This window comes from Clostridium sp. (genome assembly GCF_036660475.1).
Taxonomy (GTDB): Bacteria; Bacillota; Clostridia; order Clostridiales; family Clostridiaceae; genus Clostridium_J.
In genome coordinates this window covers 312,045-334,336 of record NZ_JAVXAO010000001.1, presented here as the reverse complement: position 1 = coordinate 334,336, position 22,292 = coordinate 312,045, and the positions used below count along the sequence as shown (strand labels likewise).

Sequence of the window (22,292 nt, the reverse complement as noted above, 5' to 3'; positions counted from 1 at the left end):
TTTTTTGTGGTAAAATAAACCTAATAGTATTATGGAGTCTGAAAACAAATAATAAGTAAAAGTAGTCGAGGATAATGACTTATTTATTTTTGAAGAGACCTAAAGAATAAAAGGGGAGTTTTATCATGAAGAAGACCATTGGGATTTTTGCTCATGTAGATGCTGGTAAGACTACATTTTCAGAGCAATTACTTTATCATACAAAGAGTATTAGAACTAGAGGGAGAGTTGATCATAAGGAAGCTTTCTTAGATAGTCATAAGATAGAAAAGGAAAGAGGAATAACTGTTTTTTCGGATATTGGAGTTTTTAACTATAAGGATTGCGAGTATTATCTAATCGATACCCCTGGTCATATAGATTTTTCTCCTGAGATGGAAAGAACTATTAGTATATTAGATTATGCTATAGTTTTAATAAGTGCAGTAGAAGGAGTGCAAGGACATACAGAAACGGTTTGGCAGCTACTTAGAAAGCATAATATTCCTACCTTTATATTTATAAATAAAATGGATAGAGAGGGTGCTGATTTAGATAGAGTAATAGAAGAAGTTAAGAATACTTTAACTGATGATATTTGTTTAATATCAGATAGAGACTTGAATAATTTAAATGAGGAAACTATTGAGTTTATTGCAGAAAGAGATGAAGAATTATTTGAATTTTATTTGGAGAATGGATACGATTCTAAGTTGTGGATAGAAAAACTTAAACAGCTTGTTAAAGAAAATAAGATTTTTATAGGAACTAAGGGATCAGCATTATTAGATCAGGGGGTTGAAGAATTTTTAGAAATATTCCATAATCTTAGTTATACTGATTATATAGAAAAAGTTTTTGAAAATAATACTTTTGTAAGTAAGGAAAATGATGATTATATAAAGTATAAAGATAGTAGTATAAATTGTGGAAATAATAGTAGTAACAAAAGACTTAAGGGGAGAGTATTTAAAGTTCGGTATGATGAAAAGGGAAATAGGGTTACTTTCTTAAAGGTTTTAAGTGGAGAATTAAAAGTTAAAGATGAAGTGATTTATAACATAGATGGTGAAGAAAAAAGAGAAAAGATAAATGAGATTAGAAGATATAGTGGAAACAAATTTGAGGTTAGGGATATCATCTATCCAGGGGAAGTTTTGGGATTAGTTGGAATTACTTCGCTATGCCCAGGTATGGCGGTTGGAATAGAAGAAAAATTAACATATGATATGGTACCAACATTAAGAGCTAAGGTGGAAGTGGATGAAAAGCTAAATTCAAGGGACGTACTTAAGTACTTTAGGATATTAGAAAGTGAAGAGAATAGCTTAAATGTAGTTTGGAGTGAAGAATTTCAAGAAATTCATATAAGTATAATGGGTAAAATCCAATTAGAAGTTCTAAAGGAAATTCTTATTGATAGATTTAGTTTAAAAGTTGAATTTGGGACTCCAGAGATATTATATAAAGAAACAATTAAAGGGGAAACTGAGGGGTTTGGTCACTTCGAGCCACTTCGTCATTATGCAGAAGTTCAGCTAAAGTTAGAAGAGGGTCCAAGAGGTTCAGGAATTACCTATGAAAATAAATGCCACAGTGATTTTTTAACTACTGGTAATCAGAATTTAATTAGAACTCATATTTTTGAAAGAGAGCATAGAGGAATACTTACAGGTTCAACAGTTACAGATATAAAAGTAACTCTACTTACGGGAAGAGCCCATAATAAACATACTGAGGGTGGGGATTTTAGAGAAGCGACAAAGCGTGCGTTAAGGCAGGGGTTAGAAACTATAGAAAACATGCTTCTAGAACCATATTATAAATTCAAAATAGATGTAGATATGAACTTAATGGGAAGAGTTATTAGTGACATACAGAAAATGAGTGGAGAATTTGAAGAGCCTAGAAGTTATGGTAACAGAGTTGTAATTACAGGGCGAGGTCCTGTTGCAACTTTTATGAATTATTCTTTAGAATTTCAAGCATTTACCCATGGAAAAGGAAGTTTAAATCTTATTTTTCATGGATATGATATCTGTCATAATACAGAAGAAATAATAGAAACTAAGGGATATAATAAGAATGCAGATCCGGAGTATACCTCATCTTCAATATTTTGTGCAAAGGGTGTAGGATATTCAGTTCCTTGGGATGAAGTTAAAAGCTATATGCATTGTTTAAAATAAAAGATAAGATATAAGTTCCAATTAAAAATGAAGGATGAAATCCTTAATGGGTTTTAGAGAATAAAATGTATAAACTTAATTAGAGTATATAAGATATAATTAAATAAGAATTCAGATAAGACATCTTCAAAATATAAATAAGTCAGTATCCTCGGATATTTTGAGTTATTATTTATTTTAAGATGATTAGAGTTAACTAAAGGAGAGAAATATAATGGAAAAAATTTATTACAATGATCAATATATAAAGGATTTTGTGGCAGAGGTCGATAAGGTGGAAGAGAAGGATGGAAAATTCCATGTGGTACTAGATAAAACAGCTTTTTTCCCTGGTGGAGGAGGACAGTTTTGTGATTTAGGTATGATAGAAAATGAGAAAGTTATAGATGTCTATGAAGAAGAGGGTGTAATTTATCATGTTTTAGAAAAGAAGCCTATGAAGATTCATAGACTAAAATGCTCTATAGATTGGGAAAGAAGAAGAGATGGGATGGATCAACATCTAGGACAGCATATTTTATCAGGATGTTTTTATAAATTATTTAATGCCAATACAGTTGGATTTCATATGGGAAGAGAAATATGTACTGTAGATATAGAGGGAATATTGGAGGAAGATAAGATAAGGGAAGCAGAAAAAGCAGCCAATCTTATTATTAGTGATGATTTAAAGGTTGAATTTTTAACTCCAGATAAACGAGAATTAAAAAAGATGGGACTTAGAAGAGCTCTTCCTAATACAAATGAAGAAATAAGAGTTGTTAAAATTGATGACTTAGATATAAATGCTTGTTGTGGAGTGCATCCTAGCTCAACTTTAGAACTTAGAATGATTAAGGTAAGAAGATGGGAGAAGCATAAGGGTGCAACGAGAATAGAATACGTAGCGGGAAAAAGAGCTGTTGAGGATTCATTTAAGAAAGATAGATTCACAACAAGTGTATGTAGATACCTAAATTCAAGCGAAGATGAGGCTATAAATGGAATAAAGAATCTAAATGAAAAGCTTAAAGAAGCATTAGATAAAAACAAGAAAATAACCGAAGAGGTAGCTATATATCAAGTAAAGGAAATGATAGAATTAGGTGAAAAACTTGGTGATGTTACCGTAGTTAAAAAAATATACGATAAGGAAGATGTAAAACATGTAAGCAAAGTTGCATCTAAAATTGTAGAAAATAGTAATACAGTAGTATTAATGGCTGTAAAGGCTGAGGATAGAGCTAATCTTATATTTGCAGCATCTAAGGATTTTAAAGGAATATCTATGAATGAGCTTTTAAAAGATGCAATTACTTTGATTGATGGAAAGGGTGGCGGAAGCAGCCATCAAGCTCAGGGAGCAGGAAAAAATAATAATAATCTTGATTCAACTTTAGATTATGCTATTAATAAAATAAAACAAAAAATGTAGGGATTAAAAAACATTAACATTAAAAATGTACAAGGCGATATTTCATAGAATTTCACCAGAAGTGGATGAGGAAGAATCTATATTTAGTAACATATAGATGTAGAATATCATAATATAGTCAATATAGTATTGTAGTGGAGAAGGCTATGAAAAATCTAAAAAGTATTCTAGATAAAGTTAAAGATAAATCTTATAATGCTATGATCAAGGTAAAACTTCAGAAAGCCTATAGAGGCGATTATGAGAGTGAAATTACGCAGAAAGTAAATGACAAGGGTTTAAAGAGTAATACAAAATACTTAATATATGTGGATCTTGCAAATTTTAAGACTAATGTATTTACCAAGGGTGATAATAATACTTGGAACTTAGTTAAATCATATCTATGCTCAATAGGGAAGCCGTCTACTCCAACTATTAAAGGTGATTTTAAAGTTGGGATAAAGGGGTTATACTTTGGAGTAGAGCATGGATATAAATGTTATTATTATACACAAATTAAGGGGAATTACCTCTTCCATTCTATATTGTACAACTTAGATGGAAGTGTAAAGGATGGAAGACTTGGAATGCGTATTTCGGATGGTTGTGTAAGGTTGGCAAAAGAAAATGCAAAATGGATATATGATAATGTTCCTGAGAGAAGTTCTATTCATATAGAGTAATTTAATGATATGTATAAAATAAGAGGATTTTCGGGTTAGTTTGAAGTTTAGGCATCTTAAAGAATAAATAAGTCAGTATGTTCGACTTGTTATTTATTTTAAGATACCTTAAAAATAGATTTCAACGCCTGAAGGTCCTCTTTTTAAAATACAGACTATTACTGAATATTCGTAGGTTAGATATGACAAGGGTAAATTAACAGTTACTATTGAGATGAATATATGTTAAAAGTCAAGCTGAAGGATTATTAATGAATTTGTGTATAATTATTGTAAAAATGGACCAATTAGGATATAGTTGGTGAGAGTAGTATTTTTAGGACAATAATTTAGTAATTTATGAAAAGAGGTAATTAAGTGATTTATAAAGCAAGTAGTAATTTAAAAAAGCAATTATTTTCTATGTTTAAAGATATTGATTGTACAATGGTTATTTCGGCATTTCAAGGTCATATGGGAGAAGTGTGGGTTGACGATCTTGATAACCCTACCGTTGCACAAGTTATAGTTGGGATCTTTGTGTTCTATGCTGGAGATTCTAAAGCAAAGGCTGTAGAGGAGTTATTGGTTAATTTGCCGGACTATACTTTAGTTATTGTTAATGGGGATGAGTGGAAACAACGTATAGAAACTTTTTATAGCTGTGAGGTAGTAAAATTCCAAAGATATTCATTTGAAAAGGATTCAAAATATTTAGATGTTAATAAAATAAAATCATTCTTATCAAGGCTACCAAAGGGATATGAACTCAGAAAAATAGATAGGGATATAGCAAATCATTTATCTTTTCAACAGTTATCAGAAGATTTCATTTCTCAATATGGGTCTGTAGATGACTACGTTAATAAAAGCATAGGGTATTGTATTATGCATGAAGGACAAGTTGTATGTGGAGCATCTTCATATAGTGTGTATGATGAGGGAATTGAAATCGAGGTTGATACACACCCAGACCATAGACGAAGGGGACTAGCTACAGTAGCAGCATCAGCGCTTATTTTAGATTGTCTAGAGCACGGAAAATATCCTTCGTGGGATGCAGCTAATCTTGAGTCTGTTGATTTAGCTAAAAAGCTAGGATATGTATTTAAAGAAGCTTATGATACATATTATATTAATTATAAAAAGTAGAACTAAGAATTAAAGTTATGCAATTAGTTAAATTTTAATTTTATGAAGAAATTTATAGGAACAATCTCGGTAAATACAGAATCAAACAGGACCTAACCCATAATTGAAGGGTTAGGTCCTTTAAGTTTTAGTGTTATTTTAGGATTTTCACTAGATGGGCAATAGTGGAAGGTTTTGGTGATTTAAGTTTGCTAATATTTCAAAATGTCACATGTCATGATGGTAAAGTTTCTATTATATATTTACCTTTTTATTTTTAAGATAAAAAATTCCTCTGATACCTAACCCTAGTATGCCTATAAATAAGAATATAAATGTGAGTGGTATTAAATAAAATGGCTCTACCAGTGTTCCGTCAGTTAAAATCTCAGTACCTATGATATTATAGGCTATTATACAAGCAATTGAAATTACAAATGGTATTGCGTTAAAGATATTCTTTTTCATGATTATTACCTCCATAGATTAAATTTTGATTTAATTATACTTTAACAGTGTTTATATCTAAAGTCAATAATTTATTATCGTTTTTCAATATATAATTATGCTCCGCAACTTTAATTTGGGAATTAATTCCAGTGTGCATATGTATAAACAATCCTCGTTAGAAATGGAAAAATACGGTGGAGGTTCCTTCTGTCATGGATATGATTTATATAATGGATAATTGAGGTTGTAAAATATTATAGTCGATAGGGGGCTTAAATATGTATTCAATTAAAATATTTGTAAAAACTTTTAATTATCTTATTGAACTTTTGTTATCTCTGTTATATATTATATATAACAGATATAACAAAGAATAAGGATGTGGGTTTAATGTTAACAATAAAAAATTATTCAAAGTCCTATAGTAAAGGAAAAAAGGTTGTAGATAACATTTCTATAGAGGTGAAGCAAGGAGAGATTTTTGGTTTCATTGGGCATAATGGGGCAGGAAAGACTACAACGATTAAAGCAGTAGTAGGAATTTTAGATTTTGAAGATGGAACTATTTTAATTAATGGCAATGATATAAAAACGGAATCGATGAAGTGTAAGAGAGATATAGCATATATTCCAGATAATCCGGATTTATATAATTCACTAACAGGAATTCAATATCTAAACTTTATTGGGGATATTTTTGAGGTTTCTAAGAGTGATAGAGAAAGACTTGTAAAAAAATACAGTGATGCCTTCGAGTTGACTAAATCTCTTGGAGATGTTATTTCATCTTATTCTCATGGGATGAAGCAGAAATTAGCTTTAATATCTGCTTTGATTCATAAACCTAAACTTTTGGTCCTAGATGAGCCTTTTGTAGGTTTAGATCCAAAGGCTGCACATGTTTTAAAGGGCTTTATGAGAGAGTTATGTGATGAAGGCGGAGCAATATTCTTCTCAACTCACGTTTTAGAGGTGGCTGAAAAGTTATGTGATAAAATTGCGATTATTAAGGGTGGGAAAATTGTGGCGTCAGGAACTACAGAGCAGGTTAAGGGTGATGGAAGTCTTGAAGAAATGTTTATGGAGTTGATTGATAATGAGTAAATTAGGAATTTTATTAAAAACAAATATCATAAATTCATTGGGTATAAATAATATAAAAAAAGCAAGAGGCAATGGAGCTAAAAATACCTTCGTTGGAGCAAGTTTTTTAATAGGAATTGTAGCAATAGGTGCGTTGATTATTTTTTATGCATCAGCAATGGCGGTAATGCTCAAGCAGTTTGGAATGTTAGATTTAATTTTAATCGCTTCGGCAGCTATGAGTGTAATGTTTGCTTTCTTCACTTCAGTTTATAAGGCTCAAGGAGTTTTATTTGGCTCAGCAGATTTTGAAAATTTAATGAGTTTACCAATAAAACCAGGTATAATTCTTACAAGTAAAATGTTGGAATTGTTACTATTAAATTATTTATTTACAGCACTTATAATAATACCAACATCTATAGTATATTTTAGAAATGTAAGTGTAAGTCCAGTATTCTTTATTTTCATGGTAATATCACTTATATTTATACCACTTATACCTATAGTTTTAGCATCAGTTTGTGCATTTGGACTTAGCTATATATCGTCTAAGACAAGACATAAAAATGCAATATTAATTATATTAAGTATGGTATTTTTAGTTGGATTTATGGCGGCATCCTTTAAAATGAATGATATTATGAACTATGTTATGGCTAATAGTAGTTCTATAGCGGATGGCATAAACAAAATATATCCACCAGCATTTTATTATGCTGATGCATTAGCAAATTTTAATATAGCTTCATTAGGTAAGTTAATTATATGGTCTTCAGTTCCATTTGTTATATTTATAGCAATTTTTGCTAGAAGCTTTAAATCTATAAATTTAAGAATGGGCGAAACTTATAAGAAATCAAATTATAAGATGACATCCTTAAAAACTTCATCACAGGTGATTTCTCTATTTAAAAAGGAAATGAAAAGATATCTTTCATCTCCAATTTATGTTATGAATACTTCAGTGGGAGTGATTTTAGTTATTATAGCAGCAGGTGTATCATTATTTGTTGGTGGAGAGGGATTAATTAAATTATTAGTTCAATCTAGTGATGTGGATGTATCAATGATGATGCCTGCAATGATGGATTTAATTCAATTTATGCCTTTAATAATAATCGCATTGGGTGTAGGAATGAGTTGTACAACAGGTTCATCTATTTCCTTAGAGGGGAAAAATCTTTGGATTTTAAAGTCATCACCAGTTAGTGCAATGGATATTTTCAAGGGAAAGATTGGGGTAAATTTAGTTATCTTAATACCTTGCATAATTTTATGTATAGTTTTATTCTGGATAGGATTAGATTTAACTCTGATTAATGCAATGTTCACATTTGCAATAACAACACTACTTGCAGTATTTGTATCAGTATCAGGAATAATAATTAACTTATACTTTCCAAAGTTAGATTGGAAAAATGAAACTCAAGTAGTTAAGCAAAGTTTAAGCTCTATGATGAGCATGTTTATGGGTATAATTTTAGTAGCAATAGTAATTGGAATATGCTATCTTTCTATTAAGTACCTTAAAATAACTAATATTTATGTATATCTTGGTGGAATAACAACATTACTTGTGGTTTTAGATGCAATATCAATAATAATACTAAAAACAAAGGGTGAAAAATTATTTAACAAATTAAGTTGTTAGATAGGAGATGAGAAATTGATTTTAAAAATAGACTTTGACTCGGAGATACCTATATATCTTCAGATTAAAAATCAAGTTATAGAAGGAATTGCAAAGGGACAAATTGAGGATGGAGAGGAACTTCCTTCTGTTAGAGGTCTTGCAGAAGACATTGGAGTGAATATGCATACGGTGAACAAGGCATATTCAATGCTAAAGGATGAAGGATATCTTAAAATTGATAGAAGAAGAGGAGCTTTCATATCCCTAGATTTAAGAATTTCTCAAGAAAAATTTGAAGAGGAATTTAAATATAACTTATCCTATTATATGGCGGAATGTTATAATAGAGGTATAGATAAAGAACTGATTAAGAGTGAGGTTGAAGAACTTTTTAAGCAGTTCCAAGAGGGAGATAAGTAATATGGATAGACTAATAGGATTAATTACAATAAATTCAATGGTTATAGTATTATTCTTGGTAACTTACTTTATAAATAGGATGTCAAACAACGGAATATTTTTCGGGGTTAGATTTCCTATGGAGTATTTAAAGGAAAAGGAATTGATAGACTTAGGTAAGGCTTATAAGAAATTAGTGTTATTGATATTTTTAGTGGTATTTGTAGTTGTAAATATCATTGGTGTTAAAGTATCTAATCTAAGTGATGATACTCTGGAAGTGATAATTGGCACTATGACAATAGGGTTACTGCTAGTTTCCAATGGTATATTTATTCCATATTACTTTAAAACTAAGAAGCTTAAGAGGGAAAGAGGTTGGACATATAAAAAAAAGAATATAGTTGTTACGGATACTACGCTTAGAAAGCCTAAGAAGGATGAAAAGTATAAGCCAATATCTTCGAAGTGGTTTTTGTTTTTAGTTATATTTCCTATAGTTATGGTATTAGTAACATTATTTGAATATAATAGTCTTCCACAGATGATGGATATCCCTAATTCAACCTTTGGAATTTTTGATACTAATACCTTAAGAGGAAAGTTTATAATATACCAATTTCCTCTTTCTCAATTGTTCATAGCAATTACCATGTATGTGGTAAATGTAATAATTAACAATTCAAAAGCTGATTTAAATAGTGGATCCATTGAAACCACAGTTATAAGAAAGAAAAAGTTCAAAAGACTTGGCTCAATTATGATGATGGTCACAGCTATTCAAATTATGGTTATGTTCTCTGTGATGCAATATTCGATACTAAATAATTATGATATTACAATAATAAACTATGTATTTGTGATAATTGAATTTTTAACTATAATTATTTTTATAGGAGCTTTCATAAAGATGGGTCAAGGTGGGAAAAATCTTAAAAGTTTAAATGAAAAAGATGAACTTTATAAGGATGATGACGATAAGTGGATACTAGGTGGTTTCTACTATAATAAAAATGACCCGGCATGGATGGTTGAAAAGCGAACTGGAATAGGTTGGACAATAAACTTTGCAAGTCCAAAAGCTTGGCTTGCCACAGGAGGATTAATTATATTTATAATTATCAATATTGTTGTAAGTATAGCTATTAGTTAAGGTAAAGCAAGTTAGGAGTGATTATATGGAAATAAATGATAAGTTAATATATCATGGTAGCTTTATGGAGATAGAATTTCCGGAAATTCGCAAACATAGATTTACTAAAGATTTTTCATGGGGATTTTACTGTACGGAGATGTATGAACAGGCAGAAAAATGGGCTAGTAAATTTAATACATCAATAGTTAATGTTTATAGATTAAAAGATATTGAGCACTTAAAGGTGAAGATATTCGAGGATTACACAGATGAATGGCTGGACTTTGTTGTAGATTGCAGAAGTGGAAAAACGCATGATTATGATGTAGTTGTTGGCGCAATGGCAGATGACACCATTTATGACTATATAGAAGCATACACACAAGGTCAGATGAATAAGCAAAAGTTTTTTGACTTAATGAAATTTAAGTACCCAACACATCAAATAAGTTTTCACACAATAAAAACATTAGATCATATAGATTATATTAAGAGTTATCAAATCTAAGAATATCTATTACGCGTATAACATTTAATTTAGAGGTAAGTGGAATTAATAATAACTTTTTATCATCAAATATTTAAGAAAAAAGCTGATCAGTTCAAATCGAACTGGTCAGCTTTTTTTAGATTATATTTTATTCATAGGAATCATAAAGATTAGCAAGTTTATCCTTGCCCATTAAGTAATGTACAACATATCCCATTATTATGACACCAGGAATATCTATTATTAATCTAGCAATAGTAAATTTAAATCCAATAGCTGAAACTTCAAATAGTAGTGTGGAGATTTTAGTAACACACCAAGCGTTCATAAATATAATTACATTGCTAAATTTCACACCTTTTCTTAAGAGAACGGCAGTAAATGGAAAGGCGGCATACATAGGACCAGCAGCAATAGAACCTATAAGCAATGCAATTGCTACACCAGTTACACCTGAATTATTCCCCATATATTTAACTAAAGTCTCTCTAGGAATCCATACATCAATAAGGCCAAGGAGAATCATAATAGGAGGAAGCACGCTAAGCATTTGAATAAAACTGGATTTGGCGCTTAGGAAGCTATTATTTCCTAAATTGAAGTTAAAGAAAAAAAATATTATTAGTACAAGTGATGAAATGAAAAAAAAGGAATATCTTTTTAATATTCTACACATGATTTTCATATCAAAATCACAACTTTTCCAATTAAGAAAGCTACTATAAAGGCGAATAAAAATCCTATAAAATTTCTAAGAAAGGCAGCTTTTTTTCCTATATATTTAGATTCTAGGGAGAAGGTCATAATACCTACCATAGTAAGAGTAGAAATTAATGCGCCTACTTGTGGGTAACCAGCGCCACTTTGAAGTAAGGTATTACCGAGGGAAAATGCTACAAATGTAGGCATCATAGTTATGGAACCAATCACTGACGATATAGTAACTCCAATGAATCCAGAGTTTGAACCTATTAATTTAGAAATTGTATGGGGATTAATAAGGGATAGAAGTATACCAACAGTAATAATAATTCCTAAGAACTGAGGCATTATATTTTCAAAGGATTTAAAGGCAATTTTAATGGCTCTTATGGTTTTATCTCTACTTTTAAAGCAAGAGATGACAAGTAATATAGAAGCTAAGGTATATAAAATAACACCGGTCATAATATCACTCCAATTAAGGTTATAAGTTATAATATGCATATGAAATGATGGCGGTGATTTTAAAATGAGGATATAATTTAAGCTAGATTGATAAGAGCTAGAGTGCTTGAATTTAAGTTTTAATCGTGATATTCATATAGCTTAAACTAGTGTTGATAAGAGATTCACATTAGCGTTGTTAAAAAGTTTAGATTTTAGGTAAGTTTTAAGTCAAAGAATAAAGTGTTAATATATACGGTATAATATAAAGTTAGTAGAAGTTTATAATTTTTTATTGGATAGGAGATGACAACATGGAGATATTTACAATTGGGCATTCCAATTATACAGTAGAAAAGTTAATAGATATGCTAAGGCGGTATAATATAGATTGTGTCGTAGATATAAGAGGAATTCCATATTCTAAATATAATATTCAGTTTGATAAGGAAACAATAAGAGAAACTCTAACAAAAGAGGGGTTTATATATATTTATATGGCAAAGGAGTTTGCAGCCAATAGAGAAAATAAGATATCTTATTATGATGAGGGGTATTCGGATTTCGAAAAAGTAATTTATGAGGAAGATTTTATAAATGGAATTGAAAGAGTAAGGAATGGATGTGAAAAAGGTTATAGGATAGCTATGCTTGGAGCAATGCAAGATCCTATAAGATGCCATAGAAGTATTTTGGTTGGAAGAGCACTTAGAGATAATGGATTTCAGGTTAAACATATTTTAGATGATTACTCTTTATCGTCCCAAGAGGATATGGAACAAAATACACTAGAAAAATATTTTAAGCATAGAAAACAGATGTCTATAGATAGTATTTTGGGGAATGAACCTACTGAGGAAGAGTTAATAGAACAGGGATATAGGCTTGCTAATAAAGAGATTGGATATAGATTAGAACATTTAAAGGATAAATAAAAGTTGTATAGGAATAAAATTATACATGTTGAAATAAAGGCAACTACTTATTTAGATAAAGTAGTTGCTTTTTTATCCAGTATAAGATTATATGTTAAGCCAATAACAACTAGCAAGCCACCAATAACTTTACCTACAGATAGTTCACCTAAGGTCAAGAAATCTAAAAACACACCTACAAATAATTGTCCTACAAATAGAAAGATGGTTAGATAAAATACAGAAATTTTAGGAGTAAGATAACTAGATAAACAAACTACAACAACTCCCATAAGTCCACCCAGGTATGCTATAGGAGAAATAGATTGTAGCGAATCCATAGATATAAAAATAGATTCATTGCTTGTGATCAAAAATATAGTAGCAAAAAACAAACCTACTACATAATTGAAAAATGTACTTTCAAGAACACCAATTTTATTTGCTAGGTTAGAATTTATTATTCTTGATATAACATTGGATATGCCAGAGATAATTGAAACTATAATTGCAATATAAAACATTTATTATCTTTAGTGAAAATATAAATTAATTTCACTAAAGTTCACCTCCCCATTATGTATTTTTAATATAATGATATTTGTTTAGCATATTGTCATGACAATTAGACCTAGAACCATAATGCCTAGACCTAGGAGTTTTTTCTTCTCAAACTTAATTGCATTCATTCCAAGTAATCCATAGTGGTCAATTATCATAGATGCAATAACTTGTCCAAATAATGATAAACAAATTGTTAGAGAGGCTCCAAGGATAGAAAAACTAAGATTTGTAAATAGCACGGTGAATACACCAATGGCACCTGCACTGTATAGTAAAATAGGAAGTTTTTCTTTAAAGGATATCTTTGCTTTTTTTATTATTAGCACTAAAATTATAGCTATAAGACCAACTACATGAATAATTACTGTTGCAGTATAGTTACCAAAACTACCAGATAACATACCGTTAACACTAATCATAAGCGCAATTAATCCACCTAATAATATAGAAATAAAATTATACATATTAACCTCCTTAAAGAGTTTATTATTTATACCATGTATGGCGGCTTTGATATTCTAAGTTATCTGTAATAGCTGCCAATAATCTTGATTAGTTAATCTAAATTGAGTAGATATAAAAATTCAACTCAATAAATCTCACTTTATCATAAAATGCTTGAGAAGTATTATGACATATGTCATAGTTAAGTAAGAATTTACAAACTTTATGGAATTATTCCAAGTTTAACTAAAGTATAAATTAAAGGTAGGAAGAAATATATGAATAGTATAGATGATGTAAAATTAATGAAGGAATATATTGAAAGATATAAAATTAATAATGTATTTACTAAGGATATGAGTAAACACATGGAGTTGTTTTTGTTTAAAAAGAATGAGTATTTATGCAAGGAAGATGAGAGTATAGATTATCTTTTTTTTCTTGTGGATGGAAAGGCTAAGGTGTATGTGGGACTAAAAAATGGAAAGTCCTTATTGTTATGCTTTTACTCTCCATTTATGATGTTGGGGGATTTAGAACTAATAAACGGTGCCAAGGCTACCACAAACACCCAAGTTATAGAAGAAACTTATTGTATTGGAATGAGGCTAGATAAAGTAAGAGATGAACTTATAAATGATTCAAAATTTTTGAGATTTATATGTGATTCTTTAGGAAGTAAATTAGAAAGATCATCAAAGAATGGATCTATTAACTTGTTATACCCATTAGAAAATAGATTAGCAAGTTATATAATGGCTACAAAGGAAGAGGTTAATCTAATGTCTCAAAAAATTTGGGTATTTGATGAAAACTTAACTGAAATTAGTGAACTATTAGGAACTAGTTATAGACATCTTCTTAGAACTTTAAATAAATGGGTTACTAGTGGAGTGATTAAAAAAAGTGGACACTTTTATGAAATAATAGATGAAAAGCTAATAAAAAACCTTGCTATAGATCTATATAAATAACTATATATTTACAAATAAGTTTTAATGTGCTATTATGAATTATAGATTATAAATTATAATTTAAGAATTAGAAATTAACGCTTGAGGATGAAATTCGTCATGGGTTTTCAAGAATTAAATTTATAATTTTAATCAGAGTATATTTATACTAAAATGAAAGTTAAATTAATTTTGAAGGGAGTTGTTGTATTATGAGTAAAATAATAAAAGCAGAGAAAATAAAAATATCATATACAGCTACTTCAAAGTTTCAAATTAAGAAATGAGAATTGAGAATTATAAGTCAAAAGTTTAGAATTTAGAATTAAATTTAAAGATAAACCATAATCTTTAATATTTAATTTTATATTTATAATTTTAAAGATAATCTATAATTTTAAAGTTTACATTTATAATTTTAAATTTAAAAACTATTGCCTTGGAGTAGCTAATATTAACTATCCAGGGCTTTTTTGCGCCCAAAAATAAAATTTAGTGGAGGCAGATATATTGAGTAATAAAAATTTAATTATTAAAGAAAAATCAGAAGAAAATATAAATATTAAAAGTGAAGGTGAATTTAAAATAGAGATAGTATTAGATAGAAAAGTTAATGATAAAATAGAAAGCCAAATAGAAAAAATAACAGATATGAAAATTGATAAAGAGGTTGAAGGGGAAATAGATATTGAGAATTACGATGCTCTTAATAAAATTGGGTTCAATGAAATAATAGAGCAGTGTTGGAGAAGTAATTTTGATAAATATTCATTAGGGAGAGTAGGTACGCAGTATAGAAGTGTATATAAAGTAATAACAAGAAGTGGTGAGGTATCAGGAAGTGTATCAGGAAAATTACAATATGAATTAATTAATAAAAAGGATTATCCCGCGGTTGGAGATTGGGTTGCGTTTGAGAGTATTGGAAATGGAGAATGCATAATACATGGAGTATTACCTAGAAGGACTGTAATTTGTAGGAAGGTTGCAGGTGGGAAAAGTGATGAGCAAGTATTAGCAGCAAATGTGGATAAAGTCTTTATTACAATGTCCTTAAATCATGATTTTAATCTTAGGAGATTAGAAAGATATATAAATATAGGATGGGATAGTGGAGCTACTCCTATTTTAATACTAACTAAGGCTGATTTATGTGATAATATTGAAGAAAAACTTATAGAGATAGGGTCTGTAGCCTTCGGCATTGAGGTAATAACAGTAAGTTCTTTAACTGGAGAAGGGGTAGATATTGTTGAAAATACCATAGAGCCTAGTGATACTATAGTTTTTATTGGATCTTCAGGTGTTGGAAAGTCTACGCTAATTAATAGGCTCTTAGGTCAAGAACTGCAGGTTACAAAGGAAGTTGGAGAGAATGACAAGGGTAGACATACTACTACCCATAGAGAGTTATTTGTTATGGCTAAAGGCGGAGTAATTATAGATACTCCGGGAATGAGAGAGCTTCAGTTAAGTCAGGGTGATATAGAATCTACATTTAGTGATATTGAGGAGATAGCTGAAAAATGTTATTTTTCAGATTGCAAACACAAAAGCGAACCTAAGTGTGCAATAAAAGAGGCTATTAAAAATGGTAGCTTGTCAGAAGAAAGATTTAGAAGTTATGAAAAGCTAAAAAAAGAATTGTATAATCATGATCAGAGAATGAAAGCTAAACAATTAGTAAATGAAAGAAAGACTAGAAAAGGTAAAAAATAAGAGTTAGTAAGGTGATTTGAAAAATTCTCAAGCTCATGTATTTAAAAATGCAGATTCAGAAAAAGGTGGTTACGGCTCTGGATGTAAACATTAAGATAAATCATTAAATTTGGGTGTGAATACTATTTAATTATAAACCTTATAATATAATACAACATCATGGGATAAAAACTATGATGTTGTATTAGCGTGCTAAAGAAGTACAAAAATATTTCGATAATAAGAAATGATGTAAAATACAAAGAATAATATGCGAATGAGGGGTAAAAAATTATGGGGATTAAATTAAAGGGGAAAAGGGATAAAAAAGTAAAACAAAAGGTAAAATCATTAAGAACAAAACTAATTATCATGATAGGGGTAGTATTATTTACGGCGATAGCTATACTATCGATTGTGTCACTTACGATTAGTGGGAAAAGCATTAAAAAAGAAACGGAACAAAAATTGGCTACAGGAGTTAATGGAATAAGTGAAACGCTTCATTATAGAATTAAAGCTGCTATAAACGAATTATATACATATTCTGAGAATGAAGATTTAGCTGAGTTATTATTGATTTCTCAAGATGACATTAATAAGGGTGGGGACCGAGTTAAGATTTTACAAAATATGTTTAATGAAAGATTTTTAGAAGAGCGAGACAACAATGAAGATGTACTTAATATGTATGCTATGAATAAAGAAGGAATTATATATTCATCTGTATTTCCAGATGCGGTAGGTACAGATGTTAGTGAACGTGATTATTTTACACGTGTAATGAATAATGAAGATATGGTTATAAGTGATGTGGTAGAATCCTCTAGATTACAGGCAAATGTAAATATGATTTCTACTGGGGTATATAAAGATGGGGAATTAATAGGTGTAATTACATCTGTATTAGGTACTAGTGCCTATGAACAAATTATTGAAGAATATAGAAAAGATTCATTAGATGGGTTTATTACTGATAATAAGGGAAATCTAGTTTTTCATCCTAATAAAGAGTTAATAGGGTTACCCTTTGATAATAAAGATGTTAATGATATAGCAACAGGTAACTCTGGAGATAATGGAGTTATTGAATATACTAGTAATGGGGTAAAAGATATAGCAGCCTATGATACTATAAACGAAATAGGGTGGAAGGTATTTACATATGGAAGCGTAAAAGATATATATAAACCAGTAACCAAACTTCAAGTATCTTTATTAGGAATATCCATAGTGCTACTTAGTATAGCTACGGTTATAATATACTTACTTTCAGTATCTATTTCTGCTCCAATTAAGAAAATGACAGGGCAGGTTAATAAGATAGCAGAAGGGGATTTAACAATTAGAGTTGATGAGTCAACTTCAAGTAACGAAATTCTAAACTTATCTAGAGGATTTAATACAATGATAGACAATCTATCTGTATTAATTAATGAAACCTTAGAAACTGTACAAAAGGTTGAAGATGCATCAACTAACCTATGTGCCATAAGTGAAGAAGTATCAGCATCTAATAGTGAAATTACAAAGCAAGTTGCTATGATATTTGATAGTACTACAAAGCAAGCTACTGATGCTCAACTAAGTAGTGAGAAAACTATAGGGCTTGGTAATAGCATTGAAGAGTTAGAAAGTAAGAATGAAAAAATGGGAAATCAAGGACAGTTAGTAGCTAGTTCATTAGTTGTAAGTACTAAAAAGGTAAATTATTTATCTGAGTCTAATGACAAATCTAGAGAAAGTTTTAAAGCTGTTAAAAATACAGTAGAAGAAATGATATCTCAAATTTCTAATATATCAAATATAATTAAAGTTATTGATAAAATATCAGCACAAACAAGTTTATTATCTCTAAATGCATCAATTGAATCGGCTAGAGCAGGAGAAGCAGGAAAAGGGTTTGCTGTGGTAGCAACAGAGATAAGAGGTTTGGCTGATGAGGTACAAGGAGCAACTAATGATATATCAAGTATTATAAGAAATATTCAAGGCATAGTTGAGGTAACTAAGAGAACATTAGTTGAATCAGAAAAGATCAGTGATGGACAAGCGGGAGCATATAAAGAAGTAGAAGATGCATTTAGAACTATGGAAGTTGCATTAAATGATATGATAAATATAACTAGAAGTATTAGCAAAGATGTAGATGGGGTTAATAATAAAAAAAATGAAGTATTAAAATCCATAGGGGACGTTGCGGCTGAGGCAGAAGATGTTGCGTCGGTAACTGCAGAAGTTAACCAATCAATAGAAGAACAGAGCATAGCATTTGATAATGTAAGTATTAGTGCTGAAGAGTTAATTGACTTATCTCAAAATGTTAAGGTCTCCATAGGTAAATTTAATATATAGAATAATGTTTTAGAATACCATATACCTATTTATGTAGGTATATGGTATTTTTGTGAAAAATATGGTATAATGTCCTCGAATATTTAATAAAAGTGAGAGGGTGTAGATATGAAAATAACCAGTGACAAAAAATTTTATAAATTGCTTTTTAGTATATCTGTGCCTATAGCAATACAAAATTTAATTACATTTGCTGTAAGTATGATAGATACATTGATGGTTGGATCTTTGGGGGAAGTACAATTATCATCAGTAGCTATAGCAAATAATTTATTCTTTATACTTATGATATTGATGTTTGGATTAGCAGGTGGTTCTAATATTATGATATCTCAGTATTGGGGAAAAAAAGATGTGGATACAATACATAAGATACTTTCTATAATGTATAGAGTATGCATTGCTATAATAGTTATTTTTATAGGAATAGCAGCAATATTGCCAACACAATTTATGAGCATATTTTCTAATGATATAGCAGTAATTGAAGGTGGTGCTAGTTATCTTAGAATAGTATCCATAGGATATTTATTTTATGGTGTAACAAATTGTACTATAATGATGCTTAGAGGGGTAAAAACTGTAAAAATATCTATGGTGGTTTATAGTGCATCATTGGCGGTAAATGCATTTTTCAACTGGATTTTTATCTTTGGGAAATTTGGATGTCCTGCAATGGGAATACAGGGTGCGGCTATAGCGACTGTATTAGCAAGGATTGTAGAATTTATAATAATTTTAGTATTTATGAAGTACTTTGAAGATAAGATAAAGCTTAGACCTAAGAATTTAATTAAGGTAGATAAAATTATATTAAAAGATTTTATATCTACATGTACACCAGTATTATTTAATGAATTACTATGGTCCACAGGTGCATCTATGATTTCAGTAATTGTAGCAGAGCTTGGAACAAGTACCGTAGCCGCTAATAGTATTAATGGAGTAGCACATCAATTTGTAACAGTATTTATATTTGGATTATCTAATGCAACTGCTGTAATAATTGGTAATACTATTGGAGAAGGTAAAAAACATAAAGCTAAGGAGTATGCATTTACTATTGGGGTGTTTAGCATACTTATGGGACTTATGGCAGGTGTAATAGTGTATTTAATAAGACCATTAATTGTAGAATTATATAATGTTCCAGAAGCTACTAAAATAATAGCGATGGAAATTATGAGTGTAACTTCAGTTGTTGTAGTATTCCAAGCATTAGGGGTTAACTTAATGATGGGTGTATTACGAGGCGGTGGAGATGCGAAATTTGTACTTATAAATGATCTTGTATTCATGTGGTTGGTAGCTATACCTGGTGGATTTATAGCGGTAAGGGTATTTAACATGCCAATTATACCGGTATTCTTCATAATAAAATCAGATGAGATAATAAAGTCCTTTGTTGCCATGATTAGAGTAGGAAGTGGAAAATGGGTAAGAGATGTAACAAGAGATTTTTCATCCGAAATAGAAGTTCAAGAAAATTAAGCAATAGTGTAAAAAATGGGGCATAAAATTGGGGGTGAATCCATATAATTATGTGGATTATACAAGGGGGATGTTAACTTTATGGATAAGTATCCGGAATTAAGAGAAGAGTTTCAGAAGCTTATAAATAGTGAAGAACATATAGAATTCTTTAAAGAGTGGGGGAACAGGGAAATAATTAGAAATCCCCAATATGCTAAGAGCGTTATGGAAGAAGTATTAAGGATTTGCAATGAAAATAATTATTTAATAGGAAAAGCTTGGAGTTTAGGCTTTATAGGATGGTATTATAATGATACGGCAGAATATGATAAAAGCGTGGATTACCAGCTTGAAGCTTATAGAATATTTTATGACGCAGGTAATGAGAAGGGGCAGATATATACTGCAAATGGATTGATGATAGCTTATTTTCAGTTAGGATTTTATGAGCTAAGCATACAATATGGCACAAATGCATTGGAAGTTGCACGTAGAATAGATGATGAAAAATATATAGTTATACTCATTAACAATATATGTTTAAACTATACTAGGGCTCATAAATATGAAGAGGCAAAGAATATTATGGGTGATTTATGGAATTCACATTATGTAGATAATGATATTGTCAAGGCTAGTATGTATCAAACTATGGCTGAAGTAGAGTATCAGATAGGAAGCTTGGATAAAGCTATGAAATTTATTGATGATTCGATAGAAATTATTAATAGAGCTGATATTAAAGCAATGAAAAGCGATAGCTATAGGATAAGAGGTATGGTTAACGGGAAGCTTGGAAATGAAATAGAGGCAAAGGCGAATTTTGATAAGGCTTTAAATATAGCACAAAATGAAAATTGTAAAGATGTTTATGGATATACTTTGATTGAATATGCTAAATTTTATAGTGAAAGAGGATTTAGGCACACAAAGGCCATAGAAAGTTTACTTAAGGCACTAGAAGTCTCAAAAGAGATAAAGTGTAATTTATTAATTAAAGATATATATAATGAGCTTTATAAAACATATAAGAAGATGGGCGAATTTAAAGAGGCTCTAGTATATTATGAAAAATATAACAGTATAGAAAATATGCTAAATAGTAATGATAACAATGCTCGTTTTTCAAGTTTTGAAGGTGAAAGAAATAAATATGAAGTCACATTATATAAATCTCTATACAATGAGATTAATATGCTTTCAAATATAGGACAAAAGATAACTTCAAATCTTAATTTCGATAATATATTAGCTAACACTAATAAAGAAATATCTATGATCATGAAGGCGGGTATTGTTGGAATCGGAAAATTGAATGAAGAAATGCTGGAATATTCTATTTTTATTGATTTGGGAGAAAATTCAATAGTAGAAAAAGTTAGCATATATGACGAACAGAGCCTTGGAGCATATTGTTTTAGGAATAAGTGTACATTACTAATTAATGATATAAATAAAGACTATAAAAAGTATATAACAGAGATTAATAAAGTTAATTTCCTATTAAATAGTAATTCAGCCATGTATTGTCCTCTGATTATTGAAGATAAAGTCATTGGTGTTTTAAATATACAGAGCTATGAAAAGAATGCATATACAGAAAATGATTTAAATAAATTAAAAATATTAGGTTCATATGTGGCTATAGCTCTTGAAAATTCATATTTATACAACCAGACTAAATATTTTGCATCCCATGATTATTTAACTGGACTTTTATCTAGAAAAGAAATTTTTAAGCAGGGTGAAGAAATTTTTAAAAAATGCAGTGTATCTAATAAAAGAATTGCATCTATAATGATAGATGTTGATAATTTTAAAAGTGTTAATGATAGATATGGGCATAGTGCAGGCGATTCAGTGTTAAGAGCTATAGGGGGTATAATCAATAATGTTGTTGGAGAATATGGGCTTAGCGGCAGATATGGCGGAGAAGAGATATTAGTTATATTACCTGAAATTAGCAAAATGAAAATATATTCAATTGCAGAAGAAATAAGAGAAGCTATTGAGAGTGAAGAAATTCCAGATGAAATAACACCCCATATACATGTAACAGCTAGCTTAGGTATTTTTATTAGCGAAGGAAAAGAAAAAAATATAGAAAATTGTATAAAATATGCTGATGAAGCTTTATACATAGCAAAGGCTGAGGGGAAAAATAGAATCGTTAAGTATGAAAATTATATTTAATA

General features: G+C 29.8%; 20 protein-coding genes. 15 read left to right on the top strand and 5 right to left on the bottom strand.

From position 1 onward, the window contains the following. Window positions 1–125 precede the first annotated feature (125 nt). The 4 genes from RSA29_RS01430 (at window position 126) to RSA29_RS01415 (ending at window position 5,378) form a co-directional block, all read left to right on the top strand. The gene (locus RSA29_RS01430) at window positions 126–2,168 is read left to right on the top strand and encodes a translation factor GTPase family protein (RefSeq protein ID WP_346941692.1); all 2,043 of its coding nucleotides are present in this window, start codon (window positions 126–128) and stop codon (window positions 2,166–2,168) included. Window positions 2,169–2,382: 214 nt separating this feature from the next. Then, window positions 2,383–3,582: a DHHA1 domain-containing protein gene (locus tag RSA29_RS01425; protein WP_346941693.1), complete on the top strand. Its 1,200-nt coding sequence runs from the start codon at window positions 2,383–2,385 to the stop codon at window positions 3,580–3,582. A gap of 146 nt (window positions 3,583–3,728) precedes the next feature. Next, window positions 3,729–4,247: a L,D-transpeptidase gene (locus RSA29_RS01420; protein ID WP_346941694.1), complete on the top strand. Its 519-nt coding sequence runs from the start codon at window positions 3,729–3,731 to the stop codon at window positions 4,245–4,247. A 357-nt stretch (window positions 4,248–4,604) separates the two neighbouring features. Then, complete coding sequence (locus RSA29_RS01415; protein WP_346941695.1) at window positions 4,605–5,378, top strand: GNAT family N-acetyltransferase; 774 nt, start codon at window positions 4,605–4,607, stop codon at window positions 5,376–5,378. A gap of 234 nt (window positions 5,379–5,612) precedes the next feature. Here RSA29_RS01415 and RSA29_RS01410 read toward each other — a convergent pair whose 3' ends face one another. Beyond that, complete coding sequence (locus RSA29_RS01410) at window positions 5,613–5,825, bottom strand: DUF3955 domain-containing protein (RefSeq protein WP_346941696.1); 213 nt, start codon at window positions 5,823–5,825, stop codon at window positions 5,613–5,615. 372 nt (window positions 5,826–6,197) lie between these two features. On the opposite strand from RSA29_RS01410, the gene RSA29_RS01405 reads away from it, so the two are divergent. From RSA29_RS01405 to RSA29_RS01385, 5 genes are read left to right on the top strand one after another with little or no spacing between them, the layout of a single operon-like run. Beyond that, window positions 6,198–6,911 (top strand): ABC transporter ATP-binding protein, encoded by a 714-nt coding sequence (locus tag RSA29_RS01405; protein ID WP_346941697.1) that lies wholly within the window; start codon window positions 6,198–6,200, stop codon window positions 6,909–6,911. Continuing rightward, on the top strand, window positions 6,904–8,544 hold the full coding sequence (locus RSA29_RS01400; RefSeq protein WP_346941698.1) for an ABC transporter permease: 1,641 nt from the start codon (window positions 6,904–6,906) through the stop codon (window positions 8,542–8,544). Before RSA29_RS01405 ends, RSA29_RS01400 begins: the two co-directional genes overlap by 8 nt. Window positions 8,545–8,559: 15 nt before the next feature. Next, entirely contained in the window at window positions 8,560–8,946 is a 387-nt protein-coding gene (locus RSA29_RS01395) for a GntR family transcriptional regulator (protein ID WP_346933578.1), read from the top strand. Window position 8,947: 1 nt separating this feature from the next. Beyond that, window positions 8,948–10,078 (top strand): DUF5808 domain-containing protein, encoded by a 1,131-nt coding sequence (locus RSA29_RS01390; protein ID WP_346941699.1) that lies wholly within the window; start codon window positions 8,948–8,950, stop codon window positions 10,076–10,078. 25 nt (window positions 10,079–10,103) lie between these two features. Continuing rightward, window positions 10,104–10,568, top strand: coding sequence for a DUF3990 domain-containing protein (locus RSA29_RS01385; protein WP_346941700.1), 465 nt, complete (start codon window positions 10,104–10,106; stop codon window positions 10,566–10,568). Between the two features lie 130 nt (window positions 10,569–10,698). Here RSA29_RS01385 and RSA29_RS01380 read toward each other — a convergent pair whose 3' ends face one another. Then, window positions 10,699–11,226, bottom strand: a complete 528-nt coding sequence (locus RSA29_RS01380) for a permease (RefSeq protein WP_346944344.1) — start codon at window positions 11,224–11,226, stop codon at window positions 10,699–10,701. A gap of 5 nt (window positions 11,227–11,231) precedes the next feature. Then, window positions 11,232–11,717 (bottom strand): permease, encoded by a 486-nt coding sequence (locus RSA29_RS01375; RefSeq protein WP_346941702.1) that lies wholly within the window; start codon window positions 11,715–11,717, stop codon window positions 11,232–11,234. 293 nt (window positions 11,718–12,010) lie between these two features. Here RSA29_RS01375 and RSA29_RS01370 point away from each other — a divergent pair, with 293 nt between their 5' ends. Beyond that, complete coding sequence (locus tag RSA29_RS01370; RefSeq protein WP_346941703.1) at window positions 12,011–12,631, top strand: DUF488 domain-containing protein; 621 nt, start codon at window positions 12,011–12,013, stop codon at window positions 12,629–12,631. A 47-nt stretch (window positions 12,632–12,678) separates the two neighbouring features. Here RSA29_RS01370 and RSA29_RS01365 read toward each other — a convergent pair whose 3' ends face one another. Together RSA29_RS01365 and RSA29_RS01360 are read right to left on the bottom strand one after the other, a co-directional pair. Next, window positions 12,679–13,134 (bottom strand): DMT family transporter, encoded by a 456-nt coding sequence (locus RSA29_RS01365; protein WP_346941704.1) that lies wholly within the window; start codon window positions 13,132–13,134, stop codon window positions 12,679–12,681. A gap of 81 nt (window positions 13,135–13,215) precedes the next feature. Next, entirely contained in the window at window positions 13,216–13,638 is a 423-nt protein-coding gene (locus RSA29_RS01360) for a DMT family transporter (RefSeq protein WP_346941705.1), read from the bottom strand. A 258-nt stretch (window positions 13,639–13,896) separates the two neighbouring features. Between RSA29_RS01360 and yeiL the strand changes: the two genes are divergently transcribed. From yeiL to RSA29_RS01335, 5 genes are all read left to right on the top strand, one after another. Next, complete coding sequence (gene yeiL / locus RSA29_RS01355) at window positions 13,897–14,592, top strand: transcriptional regulator YeiL (protein ID WP_346941706.1); 696 nt, start codon at window positions 13,897–13,899, stop codon at window positions 14,590–14,592. Window positions 14,593–15,081: 489 nt separating this feature from the next. Beyond that, entirely contained in the window at window positions 15,082–16,290 is a 1,209-nt protein-coding gene (gene rsgA / locus RSA29_RS01350; protein ID WP_346941707.1) for a ribosome small subunit-dependent GTPase A, read from the top strand. A gap of 273 nt (window positions 16,291–16,563) precedes the next feature. Then, the gene (locus tag RSA29_RS01345; protein WP_346941708.1) at window positions 16,564–18,624 is read left to right on the top strand and encodes a methyl-accepting chemotaxis protein; all 2,061 of its coding nucleotides are present in this window, start codon (window positions 16,564–16,566) and stop codon (window positions 18,622–18,624) included. Window positions 18,625–18,732: 108 nt separating this feature from the next. Then, on the top strand, window positions 18,733–20,115 hold the full coding sequence (locus RSA29_RS01340) for an MATE family efflux transporter (protein ID WP_346941709.1): 1,383 nt from the start codon (window positions 18,733–18,735) through the stop codon (window positions 20,113–20,115). Window positions 20,116–20,196: 81 nt separating this feature from the next. Then, window positions 20,197–22,290, top strand: a complete 2,094-nt coding sequence (locus RSA29_RS01335; RefSeq protein ID WP_346941710.1) for a sensor domain-containing diguanylate cyclase — start codon at window positions 20,197–20,199, stop codon at window positions 22,288–22,290. The last annotated feature ends 2 nt before the right edge of the window (window positions 22,291–22,292 follow it).